General features: G+C 39.7%; 17 protein-coding genes and 1 pseudogene. 4 read left to right on the top strand and 14 right to left on the bottom strand.

The window, feature by feature from the left end:
* Positions 1-7: 7 nt before the first annotated feature.
* Genes NSS95_RS14420 through gnd form a run of 8 tightly spaced genes read right to left on the bottom strand, consistent with a single transcriptional unit; the run spans position 8 to position 6,679 of the window.
* A complete protein-coding gene (locus NSS95_RS14420; RefSeq protein WP_340713997.1) occupies positions 8-451 on the bottom strand; it encodes a PTS sugar transporter subunit IIA in 444 nt (147 codons plus the stop codon).
* Positions 448-1,350 (bottom strand): hypothetical protein, encoded by a 903-nt coding sequence (locus tag NSS95_RS14425; protein WP_340713998.1) that lies wholly within the window; start codon positions 1,348-1,350, stop codon positions 448-450. Before NSS95_RS14425 ends, NSS95_RS14420 begins: the two co-directional genes overlap by 4 nt.
* 25 nt (positions 1,351-1,375) lie before the next feature.
* A complete protein-coding gene (locus NSS95_RS14430; protein WP_061577249.1) occupies positions 1,376-1,882 on the bottom strand; it encodes a PTS system mannose/fructose/N-acetylgalactosamine-transporter subunit IIB in 507 nt (168 codons plus the stop codon).
* A 29-nt stretch (positions 1,883-1,911) separates the two neighbouring features.
* A complete protein-coding gene (locus NSS95_RS14435; RefSeq protein ID WP_340713999.1) occupies positions 1,912-2,787 on the bottom strand; it encodes a PTS system mannose/fructose/sorbose family transporter subunit IID in 876 nt (291 codons plus the stop codon).
* Positions 2,788-2,813: 26 nt separating this feature from the next.
* Positions 2,814-3,641: a PTS mannose/fructose/sorbose/N-acetylgalactosamine transporter subunit IIC gene (locus NSS95_RS14440; protein WP_340714000.1), complete on the bottom strand. Its 828-nt coding sequence runs from the start codon at positions 3,639-3,641 to the stop codon at positions 2,814-2,816.
* 14 nt (positions 3,642-3,655) lie between these two features.
* Positions 3,656-4,756: an iron-containing alcohol dehydrogenase family protein gene (locus NSS95_RS14445; protein ID WP_340714001.1), complete on the bottom strand. Its 1,101-nt coding sequence runs from the start codon at positions 4,754-4,756 to the stop codon at positions 3,656-3,658.
* A 12-nt stretch (positions 4,757-4,768) separates the two neighbouring features.
* A complete protein-coding gene (locus tag NSS95_RS14450) occupies positions 4,769-5,770 on the bottom strand; it encodes a D-isomer specific 2-hydroxyacid dehydrogenase family protein (RefSeq protein ID WP_340714002.1) in 1,002 nt (333 codons plus the stop codon).
* 12 nt (positions 5,771-5,782) lie between these two features.
* A complete protein-coding gene (gnd, locus tag NSS95_RS14455) occupies positions 5,783-6,679 on the bottom strand; it encodes a phosphogluconate dehydrogenase (NAD(+)-dependent, decarboxylating) (RefSeq protein ID WP_340714003.1) in 897 nt (298 codons plus the stop codon).
* 911 nt (positions 6,680-7,590) lie between these two features.
* Here gnd and NSS95_RS14460 point away from each other — a divergent pair.
* The 3 genes from NSS95_RS14460 to NSS95_RS14470 all read left to right on the top strand — a co-directional run bounded on the left by NSS95_RS14460 (position 7,591) and on the right by NSS95_RS14470 (position 10,272).
* Positions 7,591-8,469: a MurR/RpiR family transcriptional regulator gene (locus NSS95_RS14460; protein WP_340714004.1), complete on the top strand. Its 879-nt coding sequence runs from the start codon at positions 7,591-7,593 to the stop codon at positions 8,467-8,469.
* The gene (locus NSS95_RS14465; RefSeq protein ID WP_340714005.1) at positions 8,466-9,392 is read left to right on the top strand and encodes an HAD family hydrolase; all 927 of its coding nucleotides are present in this window, start codon (positions 8,466-8,468) and stop codon (positions 9,390-9,392) included. Before NSS95_RS14460 ends, NSS95_RS14465 begins: the two co-directional genes overlap by 4 nt.
* A gap of 538 nt (positions 9,393-9,930) precedes the next feature.
* A complete protein-coding gene (locus tag NSS95_RS14470; protein ID WP_340703024.1) occupies positions 9,931-10,272 on the top strand; it encodes a hypothetical protein in 342 nt (113 codons plus the stop codon).
* 490 nt (positions 10,273-10,762) lie between these two features.
* Here the strand turns inward: NSS95_RS14470 and NSS95_RS14475 are convergent, their stop codons facing one another.
* The 6 genes and pseudogenes from NSS95_RS14475 to adhP form a co-directional block, all read right to left on the bottom strand.
* Positions 10,763-11,368 (bottom strand): class I SAM-dependent methyltransferase, encoded by a 606-nt coding sequence (locus NSS95_RS14475; RefSeq protein WP_035183366.1) that lies wholly within the window; start codon positions 11,366-11,368, stop codon positions 10,763-10,765.
* Positions 11,369-11,410: 42 nt separating this feature from the next.
* Positions 11,411-12,532, bottom strand: coding sequence for an NAD(P)/FAD-dependent oxidoreductase (locus NSS95_RS14480; protein ID WP_340714006.1), 1,122 nt, complete (start codon positions 12,530-12,532; stop codon positions 11,411-11,413).
* 3 nt (positions 12,533-12,535) lie between these two features.
* Positions 12,536-12,951: pseudogene (hepT, locus tag NSS95_RS14485) on the bottom strand (type VII toxin-antitoxin system HepT family RNase toxin).
* 47 nt (positions 12,952-12,998) lie between these two features.
* Positions 12,999-13,205 (bottom strand): nucleotidyltransferase domain-containing protein, encoded by a 207-nt coding sequence (locus NSS95_RS14490; RefSeq protein WP_340714007.1) that lies wholly within the window; start codon positions 13,203-13,205, stop codon positions 12,999-13,001.
* Positions 13,199-13,327, bottom strand: coding sequence for a nucleotidyltransferase domain-containing protein (locus NSS95_RS14495; RefSeq protein ID WP_230951708.1), 129 nt, complete (start codon positions 13,325-13,327; stop codon positions 13,199-13,201). The genes NSS95_RS14490 and NSS95_RS14495 overlap by 7 nt, the downstream gene beginning before the upstream one ends.
* 123 nt (positions 13,328-13,450) lie before the next feature.
* Positions 13,451-14,473: an alcohol dehydrogenase AdhP gene (gene adhP / locus NSS95_RS14500; RefSeq protein WP_017551576.1), complete on the bottom strand. Its 1,023-nt coding sequence runs from the start codon at positions 14,471-14,473 to the stop codon at positions 13,451-13,453.
* A 200-nt stretch (positions 14,474-14,673) separates the two neighbouring features.
* On the opposite strand from adhP, the gene NSS95_RS14505 reads away from it, so the two are divergent.
* Positions 14,674-15,039 (top strand): hypothetical protein, encoded by a 366-nt coding sequence (locus NSS95_RS14505; RefSeq protein WP_014096950.1) that lies wholly within the window; start codon positions 14,674-14,676, stop codon positions 15,037-15,039.
* The last annotated feature ends 710 nt before the right edge of the window (positions 15,040-15,749 follow it).

Here is a 15,749-nt window from a genome sequence, read left to right on the forward strand (position 1 = left end):
CATTGCCTTAAAAGTCTTCATTCTCTTCATCAAGAGGATCTTTTTCTGATGGCCATACCACCATACTCTGCTGGCCTTCATTTAAAATAGAATTCACTGCCTCATGAATAGGAGTGCCCATCATTCTCTGATTGATCGCTTCAATTAACACCGGTAAATTAACACCGGTAATAACAAATATTTTTTCTTGCTTTTCAACAGGGAGTGAATGAACGGCTAAGGTAGCCTGATTATAAGGGCTTGCGCCAAAAAGGTCTGTAAAAATAATCACTCCATTATTTTGATCAACTTTATTAATTGCTTCAAGTACTTGTTTATTTAAATCTTGAACATTGTCTCCTTGAAACAAATTCAAGGTTACAATATTGTCTGTACCACCTATTATAAGTTCGGCAGCGTCCACTAAACCATCACTCAATTTCCCATGGGTAGCGACAATTATCCCAATCATTTAAGTTTCCTCCTTGCGACTCGCTCTAAAAAGGCAAACGCATTATTCATATTACTTTCATTCAATTTCTTTTTCTTAATATCATTTCGTGATAATACGAATTGGTTATCCTTTTTATCTCCACTAATGATATAAACCAGGCGTTCATTCTTTAAAACTAGTGAATCGTCTTGCCCTCCCTGCTTTATTACACTGTATTGCTCGGATTTTGGATTTACTAGATAGAGTGGTTTTTCAGAACCAACGCTATCTAGCATGAAAATTTTCGCATTACTGTCATGCATTAATTTTTCCAATCCTGCATTGTTTGTACAACCAGCATCCACAAAAGCAAACGCCAGCCGTTCTGAACGGAAAGAGGCGATACAATTCAAAAGTAATAATATGGAAGAAGTGTTTTGTATTAAATTATTTTTCCTAGGCCAACCCCGTGTTATTTTATTCAAGAAATAAAAATATAGGATGTAAAACAGAATACATAATACGAACCAAATTCTTCCCAACTCTTTTGCTTGAAATATAGGAATGGCTACAAACAAAGTAAATAGCAGTCCAACAATAAGATATAAAATGGAAGAAAATAAAATCGTTTTTGTTATACTTTTCTTACTGTTTTCTACATCGAAAAAATGATATGGACTGAACCGAACTGCTGGCGTATCATAATAAGTACAGAAAATGGTATCCGCTTTTTTTACATTGCCCACATAAAGATTCCTGTATTCGTTTTTATCTTTCTCATTTAATTTAAATGTAACAAGTTTAATATCCTTACGAAATGGAAGGATATCAGCAGATAGGCTTTTCAAGAAACGATCTTTCTGTTTTATTGTATAACGCTTATTAAAAATCAAACGATAGCGAACATACCAATCCTGTAAGAGCTCTTGTCGGTTCATCCATATCATTCCTTACTAACAAATTTTATAGTTTAAATTTACTTAATACCTCTTTCAAGCTGGTACGGGATGCTGAGGGCGTTGCTTGAAAATAGATATTTTCAACACCATATTTTTCGTTTAATTCTTTTAATTTCAGTGCATTTTCTTTATTTAAATAAACAGATTTGGTGACTAGCAAGTCTTTCTCAGGATCCTTTTGAGCAATGCCGCCGATATTTAATTCTTTCATCGGAACCCCATGTTTTACTAACTCATACATTACATCAATGGTTTTTGCAATTAGTATACAACTGTATTCCTTAAAACGATATTCATCCCAATAATACTTACATTTATCCAGAGTCATTACAATTGTTTTTTGTCCTGTACGACTGCCCGCACTCTTATAGAGGTCTTTCATAAACTTATCTTTTGCTACAACATCATCCACCACGAATATGGAGTTAACACCGTTGCGTTTCGATAAAGTCATCATTACTTGTCCATGGATTAACCGTTCATCTACACGAGCCAGATTTACAACGCCCATTCATCCTATCCCCTTTGCAATAATTTTTATTATAAAATTCTAACAGCTGCAAGAACACCCAATATGACGGTTAGCCAGATTAATGCCTGGGTAACTTTCAACCCCTTCTTCGTATAGTACCAATATACTCCTAATACTACTGCCAGAGGCAACATTCCAGGCAGAATAGAGTTTAATGTTTCTTGTATATTAAACTCGCGCCCGGATAACTCAAACTTCAGAGACGATGAAACTTTTACATAGTTTCCGGCCAGAATACCCATCATGAACAAACCTAAGATTGAAAGCAAGTCAATGATATTTTGAATCCCTGAACTTTGCATCAATGTAGTCGCATTACGACCTCTCGTAAACCCTTGGCGTGCGAAAAACAAACCAATCAATACTTGGTAGGTAGCAAAGCAAATAAACGGGAAAAGTGCACCAAAGGCGCTACCGTGTTGAGCCCAAGGAATGGCAATTGCAATAAAAATATATTGAATCGTACCTGAGTCAATGGAATCACCAATACCTGCTAAAGCTCCCATTAACCCAGCCTTCGTATTGTACATTAAATCGTCGGTCATTTTTATTTCTTCACGGTTATACTCTTCTCGTGCACGCTCTTGTTCCATTGAAGACATTAAACCGGTAATGATACCTCCGCCCCAGGTTAACTGAGTGTTAAAGAACAACAGCTGCCTCTTATATGCTGCACGTAAAGCTTCATCATCTTTATATAATTTACGCAGTATTGGCATCATAGCCCATAATAATGAAGCTGCGAGATAACGGTCAAAAGAGTGCGGGATTTCATTCGCAAAATGCCATCTTAAATAGGATTTTGATACATCTTTATTTGTAATTTGTTCAGGTTCCAGATTTGAACCTGATTGTTTCGGTAAATTATTCCCTGTATCCTGCATTTTAAATTCTCCTTTCTTTTAGCCTGTTAGAAGTCATCATCGTCGTCATCAAAACCACTTGTATCATTTGCATTTGTTGAAGCCGTTCTATTATTCGAGCCACTTTTAACAAGCACAAACATCGCGGCAATTAATGCACCCAGGATTGCATATGTTACCATTGTGATTTTTAAACTTGCAAAAATAACACTCATGAAAAAGGCTAACAAGAAGAAGACAATGTACTCCCGACGCCCGATGACATAGATAGTTGTTGCAATACCAATTGCAGCTAAACCGCCTCCAATGACTTCAAGGATATGAAATACTACAGTTCCTTCCAGTGTTTTAATAACATCGGCGATAACAGGGGCACCAAAATATAATGCGATAAAGACCAACGGAACGAACAGGATAAAGGACGCGATGGTAGGATAAAGAACAATACTGCGAGTAATTGCACCATCATCCAATTTTTCTACAGCCCTATCAGTTATTTTGCCTAAAAAAGTATTGATAAAAAAGCGGAATTGGTATAAATATGCACCTAACAATCCTACGGGAACTGCTACCGCGATGGCTGCTTCCGGTTTTAGATTACCTAATAGCGCTACCGGGACAGCGATGGCTGCTGCAATTGAGGGCTCTGAAGGCATTGTCCCTCCAGGAGAAAATACCCCCATATAAATTAACTGAATGGCTGCTGTGATGATCATTGCTTCTGCTACATGCCCCATTACTAGCCCTACTACTAAACCTGTCATTAATGGGGAAAAACGTAATGTTAATGTTGCTCCTCCTAAAAACGCGCGTGACATTACGGCTGCTACCCAAAGCGCTATGATCAAACTTTGCCAAAATGTTAATGTTTCCACGCTTTGCAACCTCCTTATTTATTAATATAATTTTCCAATTTTATTAGCGCTTCCGTTAAAACGTTTTCATTTATTTCAATTGGAAGTAAGTGCACTTTTTGTTTGCTATTAACAAATTGAATAATATCTTTCAATAAACTTTCAGACATAGGGTATACTCCCATTTCCGTTAAAGACTTCGGTAAATTCAATTTCTCATAAAACGGGATCAATTCATCAATGACTTTCCATTTTCCTTCCAATGCCAATTGGTAAAATATCCCGTATGCTACTTTTTCTCCATGTAAATATTTGTGCACTTCCGGTATATAGGCAGAGATCGCATCATGGATCGCGTGTGCTGCAGTATTGCGTGCATATTTATCACCCAATCCCCCAACCAAACCAGAAATGGCTATAATAATTTCTGAAACATGAGTGAATTCATCGGAGATTGTTTTATTTTTCATATCTTCAATTGCCTTCATTGACTCATTTAAAATAGTATCCTTGCACATCCTTGCTGTATAACGTGCCAGCTGTGGAAATGGTTCTCTACTAAATTTGTCTTGTTCCAAAATTAAATCAGATTCATACCATTTAGCCATAGTGTCTGCAATACCAGCAATAAAATATTTTACTGGCGAATCAATGACAAGTGCCGGATCCATAATGAGAAATGCAGCTTGGCGTTTAACATGCTCCGTTTTTCCTTCTGCTAAACCATTATCTTTATACATAACAGAAAGTGGCGTCCATGCCGCACAGTTGCTGGCTAGCGTGGGAACGAGGCCAAATGGTGTGCCTGTTAAATGACTGGTGTATAAAACCAGATCACTTAACTTTCCTCCCCCCACTCCTATTACAAAATCAATTTCATTTTCCCGGATGATTTCTGCAATCCGGTGGCATTCATTATAACTGCATTCACCATGATATTGTTCATAAATTATTTTATTATCTAAACTCATTACCTTTTTCATAAAGGGTTTTGCTTTTTCCCAAGATACCGTCCCATGGACAATCATAATGTTTTTAGCTTGATATTCTTGGAGTATCTCAGGTATAATGTCTATTGAACCCTTGCTATATCGATAGAATTGAGGACCAACTTTCACATTTAAATCTTGGATCATTTTTAACCCCCCCTATTTTAAATAGCAACTAACTGGTTGTACAGAACGGTTCGGAAGGATTCCTTTTGCTATCATTTCACAGTCCTTAACGCACTTATCCCCCATACCTCTCAAACATTCCATTGTATACGCAGAAGTATGCGGAGTCATGATAACGTTATCAAAAGTTAAATAAGGATGATCCGATCTGCCAGGTTCATCTTCTAGTACGTCTGTTGCAAAACCAGCCACTTTCCCGTCTTGCAATGCTTTTACCATAGCTTCTTCTTTAATTAACGCCCCCCTGGCAGTATTCGATATATAAACATGATCTTTCATCCTGGCAAATTCCTGTTCGGATAACATATGATAATTATCCTTGTTGAGACTTGCACATATACTAATGATTTCAGCTCTTTCCAACAGTTCATTCAGCTCAACTTTTTTAACACCAAATACCGCCAAGTCTTCCTTGGTCTTATAAGGGTCATATCCCAATACTTCACATCGGAATCCATAATATAATATTTCGGCAACACGGCTGCCTATATTTCCTACTCCAATGACCCCTGCTGTTTTACCACTGATCTCATGGCCAATAAAATTTGCCCGTTCTTCCCATTTGTCTTTTATAACTTTTTGATGCGCTTTATTTGTTTGCCGCATCACATTTAATAAGTTAGTAACATTATTTTCAGCAACTGCATCACGTTCCGTTAAAGGCGGTACAATGGAAACAACTGTATTATGTTCTCTTGCGGCCTCAAGGTCGATATTATTAAAGCCGATCCCATGGCGTGTAATTAACTTCAACTCATCTTTGTACTCAAAAAATTCCTTTGTAAAAAAGGGCGTTATACTTGCAATGATCATGTTGAAGCCTTTTAACTCTTTCGCCAGTGTTTTCCCATCAATTTCACTGTCCAAATTAAATCTTTCAACCTCCCCTAACTGATGCAATCTTTCCATATGATCCGGAAAAATTTTACCAAAACTGCTTGAATTTACGATAGCAATTTTATTCTTTATATCCATAATGACTACTCCTTAGTGTTCAACTATTTCATGTCCACCAAACTGATGCCGAATCGTTGATACAACTTTGGCAGAGAAACTATCTTCAATTTTTGAAGCATTCCGTACGAACAAGGAACTTGCAATAACCGGTGTAGGAATATCCAAATCAAGCGCCTCTTCTACAGTCCATTTACCTTCTCCGCTTGCGTCAATAATCCCGCGTAAGTGATCCAGTTTTGGATCCTCTTTAAAACTTTTTTCTGCCAATTCCATCAGCCAGGAGCGAATTACAGAACCGTGATTCCAGACTGACGCAACCTTTTCAAAATTGTAATCATATTGGCTTGCATTCAAAACATCGAATCCTTCTCCAATGGCTTGTAACATGCCATACTCAATCCCATTATGAATCATTTTTAAATAATGGCCACTTCCTGGTTTACCTGTATAGATATAACCCTTTTCACATGCCAATTTAGAAAAAATTTCTTCAACTTGATCAAAAGTTTCTTTTTTCCCGCCAACCATCAAGCATGCGCCGTTTCGGGCTCCTTCTATTCCCCCGGACGTTCCGCAATCGAGGAACTCGATTCCTTTTTCTTGTGCCAATTCAAAGTTTTTGACACTGTCTTTGTAATAGGAATTCCCGGCATCTATGATAATGTCACCAGGGTTTAGTTTATTTAATAGCGTCTTTACTAATGTGTTAGTCACCTTGCCGGCAGGGGTGCTTAACATGACAACTTTCTTCTTTTCTAAAACATTTAATAATGCATCAAGTGAATCTTGAACAGGCAAGTTTTCCTCGAAAGCTATTTTTCTAACACTTTCCGAAGCATCATATCCTACAACATTCACCCCTTTTTCCTGCAAATTTAGCAGCATATTCCATCCCATTTTACCTAACCCTACAATACCTACTTTCATCGGACCAACCTCCATTAATCAATTTACTCAGCGGAAACAAAATCAACCTCCCAAAAAATACGTGGCTTGTGTTGGAAAAATCCATGTCAAAATGAACGATTAACCTAACAAAGCAGTTTTGAATAATCCATTCCAAGATTTTTTGGCTTTTTTATCACTTCCCTGAGAAATTCCAAGGTATACCAACGATCAAGTTCATAATAGCAAATATTTTTTTACTTGTAAAGGATTACAGGAAAAAATATTTTTTACAAAACTGTGAGTGTGATATCATGGCTTTGAGGGCTGAAACCTACAATGATTAAATTGAATTTCTTCCTCTCCCGCTTCTCCAAGATTTTAGAGGACAAAATAAGAAATTTCTCTCCATAAGTCTTGTATAATGGAAATTGATTAGATGAAGAAAAAGAGATTGAAGTGACACTTGCTTCTGACCATCTACCACAATGCATTCATTTGGAAAAAATTTTCCAGGAATTGAGAATAGATACGACAAAAACAGCCCATTGGCGTGTTTCTTTATTTTAAAGTGCCACACCACTTGCAAGGATTTTATTTTGGTACACCGGGAGAGATTAACCTATAGGGCACCCTTGTGAAACGATTAGTGAAGACACTGCTTTCATCTGTCCTTATTTCCGGCTCATTATCTCCAAATAAATTGAGCCATTGCTAAAGCATTTTCCATGGGTTTCACAGGCATTTGAAGATCATGAGCACACACTAAAATATTTGGCAGTAAGCTAGAAGAATAAACGTAATCAGTAGCTGTTGAAAAGGCTAAAAAAGTCACAGACCGATAAATGATTTTCATTCAAGCACATAAGGGCATATGGAATGATAGCTGTTTATAAAGGGCTATTATGAAATAGATTCAATTATGATATTATACTTTCAAGAGGTGAAATATTATGGCCTATGATTATTTGAGAAATTTACTTCGCCCTCGTTTAAAGGGTTTTACTGACACCGAAAAAATTATTGCAGAATATTTCATACAACTTGGTAATAAAGTTGTAAACAAAACCCTTTCCAATATCGCTGAGGATACTGGGGTCTCGGAATCTACAATTTTTAAATTTGTAAAAAAAATTGGTTTTGAAGGTTTTCAAGATTTTAAAATTACTGTTGCCTCAAACTTTCGCACGGACGAAGAACGCAGCCGAGAGATCGTTGTTTTTCCTGATGTTTGTAAATCTGATTCTACGCATGTTATTGCACAAAAAATTATAAATTCAAATAAAGGGCTATTAGAAAATTTACTCCAATCTTTGAAAGAGGAGCAGCTAAATAAAGCATTGAACTTAATTTATCAGGCAAAGTGCATTTACTTTTTTGGCCAGGGGGCTTCATCCGTCATTGCCCTTGATGCTTACCATAAATTCCTGCGAACCAAATATCATTGTAACTATGTTGCTGATTTGCATATGCAACTAAGTTATGCAACAAAGTTAGGTCCCAATGATTGTGTCTTTCTATTTTCACATTCAGGAGAGACACTTGATACCATAGAGATAGCAAAAATTTCGAGGGAAAACCAAGCGAAAATTATTACACTAACAGGAAATTATGATTCGGAATTAGTCAAACTCTCGGATACTGCCTTTGTTGTTTATTCTGAGGAATCTGCTTTTCGATCGGAAACACTAACTGCACGTATTCTCTATTTAACTATTATTGATATTTTGTATGTATCTGTCATGTATCATGATGAAGAGGAAAATAAGAAGTCGCTTGAAAACATAAGGAAAGCGCTATATTTCACAAAAAAGAGTGGTGTACAAGAATGACAATTAAAGCGATCGTTTGTGATATGGATGGGACACTGTTAACATCCGAAAATAACATATCATCGAAAACATTCCATAAGTTGATCGAACTGCAAAAGAAAGGGGTTAAGCTCATATTGGCCAGTGGCCGTAGCTATATCAGACTTCTTCCGGATGCCTTAAAACTTGGTATGGATAAATACAATGGAATTTTGATAGATGTGAATGGTACTTCCATCTTTCACCTTAAAACCCGTAAACGAACTCGAATAAGCGTTTTAGACACTGCAAACATTAAAGAAATTAACGATTTCTTTTCTTTATTTAACGTTGAATTGCAGTACAGTCAAGATGATACCATCTATACTTATTTGCCTGAATCCATTTATAATATCAAACGTAACATTCGAGCGGAAATGCGGCTTCCTGAAGATTACCCATGGACAGGTGGCATGTACAGTTGGTTATGTGATACCCGTGATGGATATCCAAATCAAATTTTGATCCGGGACCTGAAAGACTCGCCAGATTTTTGTAATAAAATTTCTATTGTACAGGACCCTCTTTATATGGGGTTTGTCCGTCAAACATTAATGAACAATCGTTTTTATCAGAAATATGAATTTGTTTTTTCAGATGAACGAAAAATGGAAGTTACCAACAAGGGAATTTCAAAAGGAAAAGCATTAGATATCATTATGGAGAAATACGGGATTCGTGATGATGAAATAGTTGTATTTGGCGACAGTGAAAATGATATTTCCATGTTTAACAGAAAAAAATATTCCATCGCTATGGCAAATGCACTTCCTAATGCAAAACAGTTTGCCAATTACCATACCGACAGCCATAACCAAGAAGGAATTTTCAATATGCTGGTCCGTTTAGAAAAAGAAGGGCTATTTGAAGAAAACGGTTTTGGGTATTCACCTGATAGTGAATAGCTGAAGAGTTGGACCTCAACTATAATTGGTCAGAGATGGCCAAAAACAAAGGGATTTAGGAAAAATACGTACAAAAGGGGCCATGCGATGTGCCCCTTGCTATTTTTGAAAAATCATTTTGATTGCTTTTTTTACAATTCAATGGCGTATTAGTTTTTTCTCCATTCATCTTGCTAAATATGAAATCCATTCTCCTGAAAAACAAGCTCTTCAGATTTTAAAAAACCATTATTGATTCAGCTTCCGATACCTGACCCGGACTGGGGAGGCGCTATCAGGGAGCTTCCCAATGGGGAAAAGGTGCCTGTCATCAATACAGCGCAGCCCCGTTTATATCAATACTTTATTTGCTGGCATGAAATTTACCATTTAACGGAAGACAATTTGCCCGTTGTTTCACATGAAATTTCTACTGAATTTGATTTAACAGAACGCAAGGCGGACTATTTTGCGAGTCAAATGCTGATCAGTAAAGATTTGTATCCTTATTTTTATCCATTTAAAAGAAGAAAAATTTATTCATCGTGCGGCGATATGCATGGACTTATTCAAAGCCCCTTATAAAGCAATCCTTATCCAGCTGTATGAATCCGCAATAACGTATCAAAACACGACACTCCAGGAAGAAATCAAGGCAAATTTTGATCTTACTTTTAGCGTTACAGACTGGATCCGCTTATTTAAGGAGCTGTCTTTAAATGAAAATTTGGTCAAGCCGTCTTACACCGTAGACTTTGGGCTCCTTAAGTACCTGGCAGAAGAAAAAGAAAAGGAAAGACCGGATGACCGTGTGTATGAGGAGACAGGACAATACATTTTGGAGCTGGAGAAAAAATTTCTTGCCGTGAAGGGGAAACTCGAGCGTGGGAAACTATCATGATTTGTATGTGCAGCATTAAAGAGGAAAAAAGGCAACCATCTCCTTATTACGGGTAACAAACTGAATTTAATGAGAATCTGGAGAAGAGAAAAGGACATTCCCCGTATCGCTGTGCCACTCATGATACAGGGAATGTCCTACATTAATGATCATATAAGGATTAGTCTCATCGCTTCGCAATCAATGCCATATTTCGGAAATAGGGAGAAACGACAGGCACCGCTTCTTCCGTGTCCCCTTTATGCCCCGGCAGTTTCCGTCACGTTCTGATTAATATAGCAAAATATTGCAGCTCTGTTGCCGGCTGTAAAAAATACTCAACGTGTTAATGGGTGCTCGGATTTGATGTAAAAACTTAAGTTCACCTTATATAGCTTCAATGATGCCGGGTCGTCCATATTGTCTTTGAAAATCCCAGCATGCTGACGACGTTGAACGGTTCCTGCCATCGCTGTCTCTCTTATTCGCACCGTAAAAATGTCCATCATAATCATGCAAGCCGGTACACGACAAATTTTTCGTATGGATTATGCTCATATAAAAATGTTAGCGGGACTTCGAGCCTTTTTTCAAATGGCGTATGGTCTTCAAGGAAGTAAATATAGTCCTGTGACGGATAATATAAAATAATGTCTGTTTCCCGGTGTGCTTCTTCCACCGAGCGTAAAATATTTTGCACAACCTTCATAAAGATTTGTACGGAAAACGGATTAAAAAAGTAAAAACGGTTGTCTTCCGGCAGTATCTTATAATTTTCGGCAAGACAGCATTTAAAACGAATACGGGCAGGCTGGACCGGGAATTTTCTCTCATAGCGTTTCTTGTTTTCGAGGGCTTCCCGGTACAACCATTCATTCATTTCAATACCGGTCACAGTTGCACGAAACAAATGATGGATATAAAAATTGAGCCGCCCTTTGCCACAACCGAAGTCTACCACATGGTCGCTTTTGTCCAGTTCATAATGATCGAACAGTTCGCAAAGCGCATGATAAGGCGTCGGCTCATAACGATTGTAATGTAGTGATGCATTAAATCCTTTCTGCTCACCGGTTGTTTTAATATGCAAAATTCCGTCAAAGTAGGAATCGTTCATTGTTTCGCTCCTGTTTTTTCTTGATAAAAACCAGCCTGCCGTTTATAAAGGGGCAATTGCCTGTTTCAGCCCGTACGGTGACAAATCCAGATCGGTTTTCCGGCCGAGTGCAAGCCTTGCAAGCTCTGCGCCGAGAAAAGGGCCGGCCGTTAAACCGGATGCCCCGAGGCCGTTTGCGCAAAGAAGCCCTTCGTAACCGGGCCAGGCACCGATCACCGGCAAAAATCCCGGCGTGAACGGCCGGAATCCGACTTTCACATCCATAAGGGACGCTTCAGCCAAGCCCGGTGCAACCGGCAGCACCTTACTTAAAACTTCGTGGAGCCCGCCGGCTGTTGTGCGCAAATCAAAAGCTTCCGTGTTTTCATGGGTGGCGCCGGCAATGATACGGCCGCCATCGAATGCCAGCAAATACTGATCATTCGGCGGCATGACGACCGGCCAGCTGCTTGTGTCCATACCTTGCAGTTTTAAATGGAGAATCTGCGCTTTTTGGTGGCTGACTTGAAATGCCGCACCGAGCGGTTGGAACAAATCTTTTGCCCATGCACCCGCTGCCACAATCGTTTTGTCCGCATGCAGCGTATGGCTGCCGGCTTCAACCCCGATGACTTTTCTACCTTCCACAAGCAGCCTGGCACTGCCTTGAATGACTTTGGCCCCGCGTTTGCAAGCAGCATTTAACAGGCAATTGCGCAATGCCTTCCCGTTTACGCGCGCGGCACCGCCTGCATAGACCGCACTGAACCGTTCGTCCAGAATCGGGAACATGTCATGCGTTTCGGCCGCAGACAGGCGTTTCACTTCCCCGATTTCAGGCGCATCTTCCCTTCGCTTTAACGCGCGTTCCTGCATTTTATCGAGCTTTTCTTCATCTGTATGTATGCTGAGGGCGCCGGTCCGTTTATAACCGGTTTCCGTTTCCCCGTCTTTTTCCAATTGGGCAATTAAATCAGGGTAGTATTTTGCACCTGCTTTTGCGAGCCGGTACCAGTTTTTGTTGCGTCGCTGCGACAGCCATGGGCAAATGATTCCGGCAGCCGCCTCTGTTGCCTGCCCTGGGTCAGCCCTGTCAACCAGTGTAACAGCTGCGCCCGCTTTTGCAAGATGATATGCAGCAGAAGCACCGAGCACTCCGCCGCCAATTACAACATAAGATGGCATCAGTCACGCCTGCTTTCTGTAAAATAAGATTTGCTTTGTATATGAAGTAAAATCCTCAAGATGTTTCTCTATGATTTGCTTTAAAATATCCAAATCAATAGCCTGGTCATCGTGAACAGCGATATTCCGAAACCCAACCATTGCCTTTAATTTTGCGGCCGTTTCTTCATTGATTACTCCGTTCGCTTTCAGCAGATCAAAAGCCTCTCTGCTCGTCTGTGGAAGCCCGAGCTGTTCTTTTGCAGTAATATGCAGGCCAAGTCAATCGATGCTTCACAGGCACGCAGAATATTGAGAATGATGGAGTCCTGTTTCGTAAAATCCTCCAAACTTGCAGGAGAGCCGCTGTACACTTCCCGGACACGTTTCAGACAGCGCTCAATAATACTTATCTTATTGAAGACCGCTTCATCTTCCATACATAGCCCCGCTTTCTGCAATGTTTTTTAAGATTTCGGCACGTTCCTCATTTAGCTTTGCATACAAACATATATGCCAGCATGCGTTTTACATTCAGTGCATTTTCATTTTTTATATCCATACCGATGCCGGTTGCAAAAATCTGCGCCTGAAATACAGTAGACGCATGGTTCAGGTCAATAAGATCCACGTCCTTATTTAATCTATCTGCAAGTTCCTGAGCATACAAAAAACATTCATAGGGTGTCAGCATACCGCCTTCTTTGTAAAAAGCGATGTCAACATCCGGGCATATCCTTTTGCATACGAACCGAACAAAATGATAAAATCCGGATCTATTTTCTCTTTTAAAAAAGCAATGATTTCCCTCCGCAAGTTTGGCGCCCCCCTGTACACGATACTCATCCCTATTATACGAACAAACCGGCAAAAAAGCGAAAAATCCCCGTTCAAACGGGGATTTCCATTTCCGCCAATGTCATAAGGTTTTGTCCACGCTTATTTCAACGACATATCCAGAACCATCCTGCCCTGTATTCTGCCTTCTTCCATTTCTTTAAACACTTCTCCCACTTCTTCCAGTCTGCGCGTGTGCACAACCGGGACGACTTTTCCTTCCGCCCCGAACATAAAGGCTTCCTCAAGGTCTTTTCTCGTGCCGACCAAAGAGCCGACGACTTCTATTCCGTCAAGAACCGTCTTCACAATTTCAAGATCCATTGTTTCCGGAGGGAGCCCGACAGCAACGACTTTTGAAACCGGCCGTACAGAGTGGACAGCCTGGTTAAAAGCCTGTTTTGAAACAGCCGTTACCACTGCAGCATGCGCGCCGCCAACTTCTTTTTGGATCCATTCAGCCGGATCGCCTTTCGTTTTGGAATTAAAGGTGAGATCAGCACCGACTTCTTTTGCCAGTGAAAGTTTGTCGTCATTGATATCGATCGCAATGACTTTCGCATTAAATACATGTTTGGCGTACTGGACAGCAAGGTTACCAAGACCGCCGGCTCCATAAATGGCAATCCATTCGCCCGGCTTCACATCTGCGACTTTAATGGCTTTATAAGTGGTGACACCTGCGCAAGTAATGCTCGTCGCCTGCCTTGGATCCAGCCCTTCAGGCACTTTTACGGCGTAATCCGCTTTGACAATGCACTGCTCTGCCATGGCTCCGTCGACACTGAAGCCTGCATTTTTCACATCACGGCAAAATGTTTCATTTCCCGTTAAACAGTACTCACAATGCCCGCAGCCTTCAAAAAACCAGGCAACGCTTACACGATCGCCCACTTTAAGAGAAGTGACACCATCCGCGACTTCCCTGACAATGCCGACTCCTTCATGGCCGAGAATGCGTCCCGGCACATCGCCAAAGTCGCCCTTTGCCACATGCAGATCCGTATGGCAGACACCGCAGTATTCGATATCCACCAAAGCTTCCCCATATTCAAGTGGACGCAACTGCACATCTTTGACCTCTACCAGTTTTTGCTTATCAGAACTGACGACTGCTGCTCTCATGCGCATCCCTCCAAAACATATTCGTTGGATATTTCGCAATCTTGGTTTTATTATAATGGCCTCTCTCCGGGCAATCAAGATTTTTTTGAAAAATTTTCCGGTTTTTCCACCCGGTATATGTCTGGCTTACCTTCTTTGAAACAGGGTATAAATATAGAAACCTTTCTGCCATACTGCGATGAGAAAATAGGTGAGTACGTATGAATATGGACAAGCTGAGTCAAGTGACACCTGGTGTTTACAAGATTGAAGAAAATTATGTTGGCGAAGCCATGAAGAACCTTCGGGAAAACCAATTGATCATTCAAGGCGATATTTTTTGGCACAGCCATGAAACAAAAAAAGTGAAACTGTTGAAGCGTGCCAGTTATTTAGTCGGATACAACCCGTTCATGAAAATGGATTACGACTATTTAATAGAATTAAAAAGTTTGCTGGAAATTTTGCTTGAAGACAAAGATCCTGACCTCGTCCACTGCATAATTAAAAATGCCAGATGGATTACAAAAGATTATATATACACGATCACGGATAACAAAATCAATATTGAAGTGAACCTGGCTTAGGTTTCAAGGCAGGACCTTTGTGAAGGTTTTTACAAAGCAGGGGGCCGGGAACTTCTGCACCCCACGTCGAATGACAGATCATGAAAGGGAACGCAGGCAAGACAGGTCGTAATTTAAACATACTTGAATGAACAGACAGGCTTGGTGGTTTAACTCCGGGCCTGTTTTCATTATATAAAGTGAAGTAAGCTTCGGACTTTTAAAACACTGAAACAAAAAATTTATCATTTTTTTGTTTGCTTGCCGCTATACCCTTTGACCAAATGTTCAGCTTTGAACTTACTTTAGACAAAACCTACAGGCCTGGCGGTTTAACCCCAGGCCTGCTTTTCATTATTATAAAGTGAAATAAGCTTTGCGCTTTTAAAACACTGAAGCAAAAAACTTTTCATTTTTTCCATGCTTGTCGTTGTACCCTTTGACTACGTGCTCAGCTTTGAACTTACTTTAGCCACATCCCACTGGCTTGGCAGTTTAACCCCAGGCCTGTTTTTAGGATATAAAGTGAATCAGATTTTGGATTTTTAAACCACCGAAACAAAAAATCATCATTTTTTTATGCTTGCCGTGTACCCTTTGACCAAACACTCAGATTTGAACTTACTTTAGCCAAAACCCACAAGCTTGGCAGTTTAACCCCAGGACTATCTTCATGATATAAAGTGAAATAAGCTTCGAACTTTTAAAACACTGAAACAAAAAATTTATCA

It is taken from the genome of Weizmannia sp. FSL K6-3076, from assembly GCF_038007245.1.
In the GTDB taxonomy this organism is placed as follows: domain Bacteria; phylum Bacillota; class Bacilli; order Bacillales; family Bacillaceae_C; genus Weizmannia; species Weizmannia faecalis.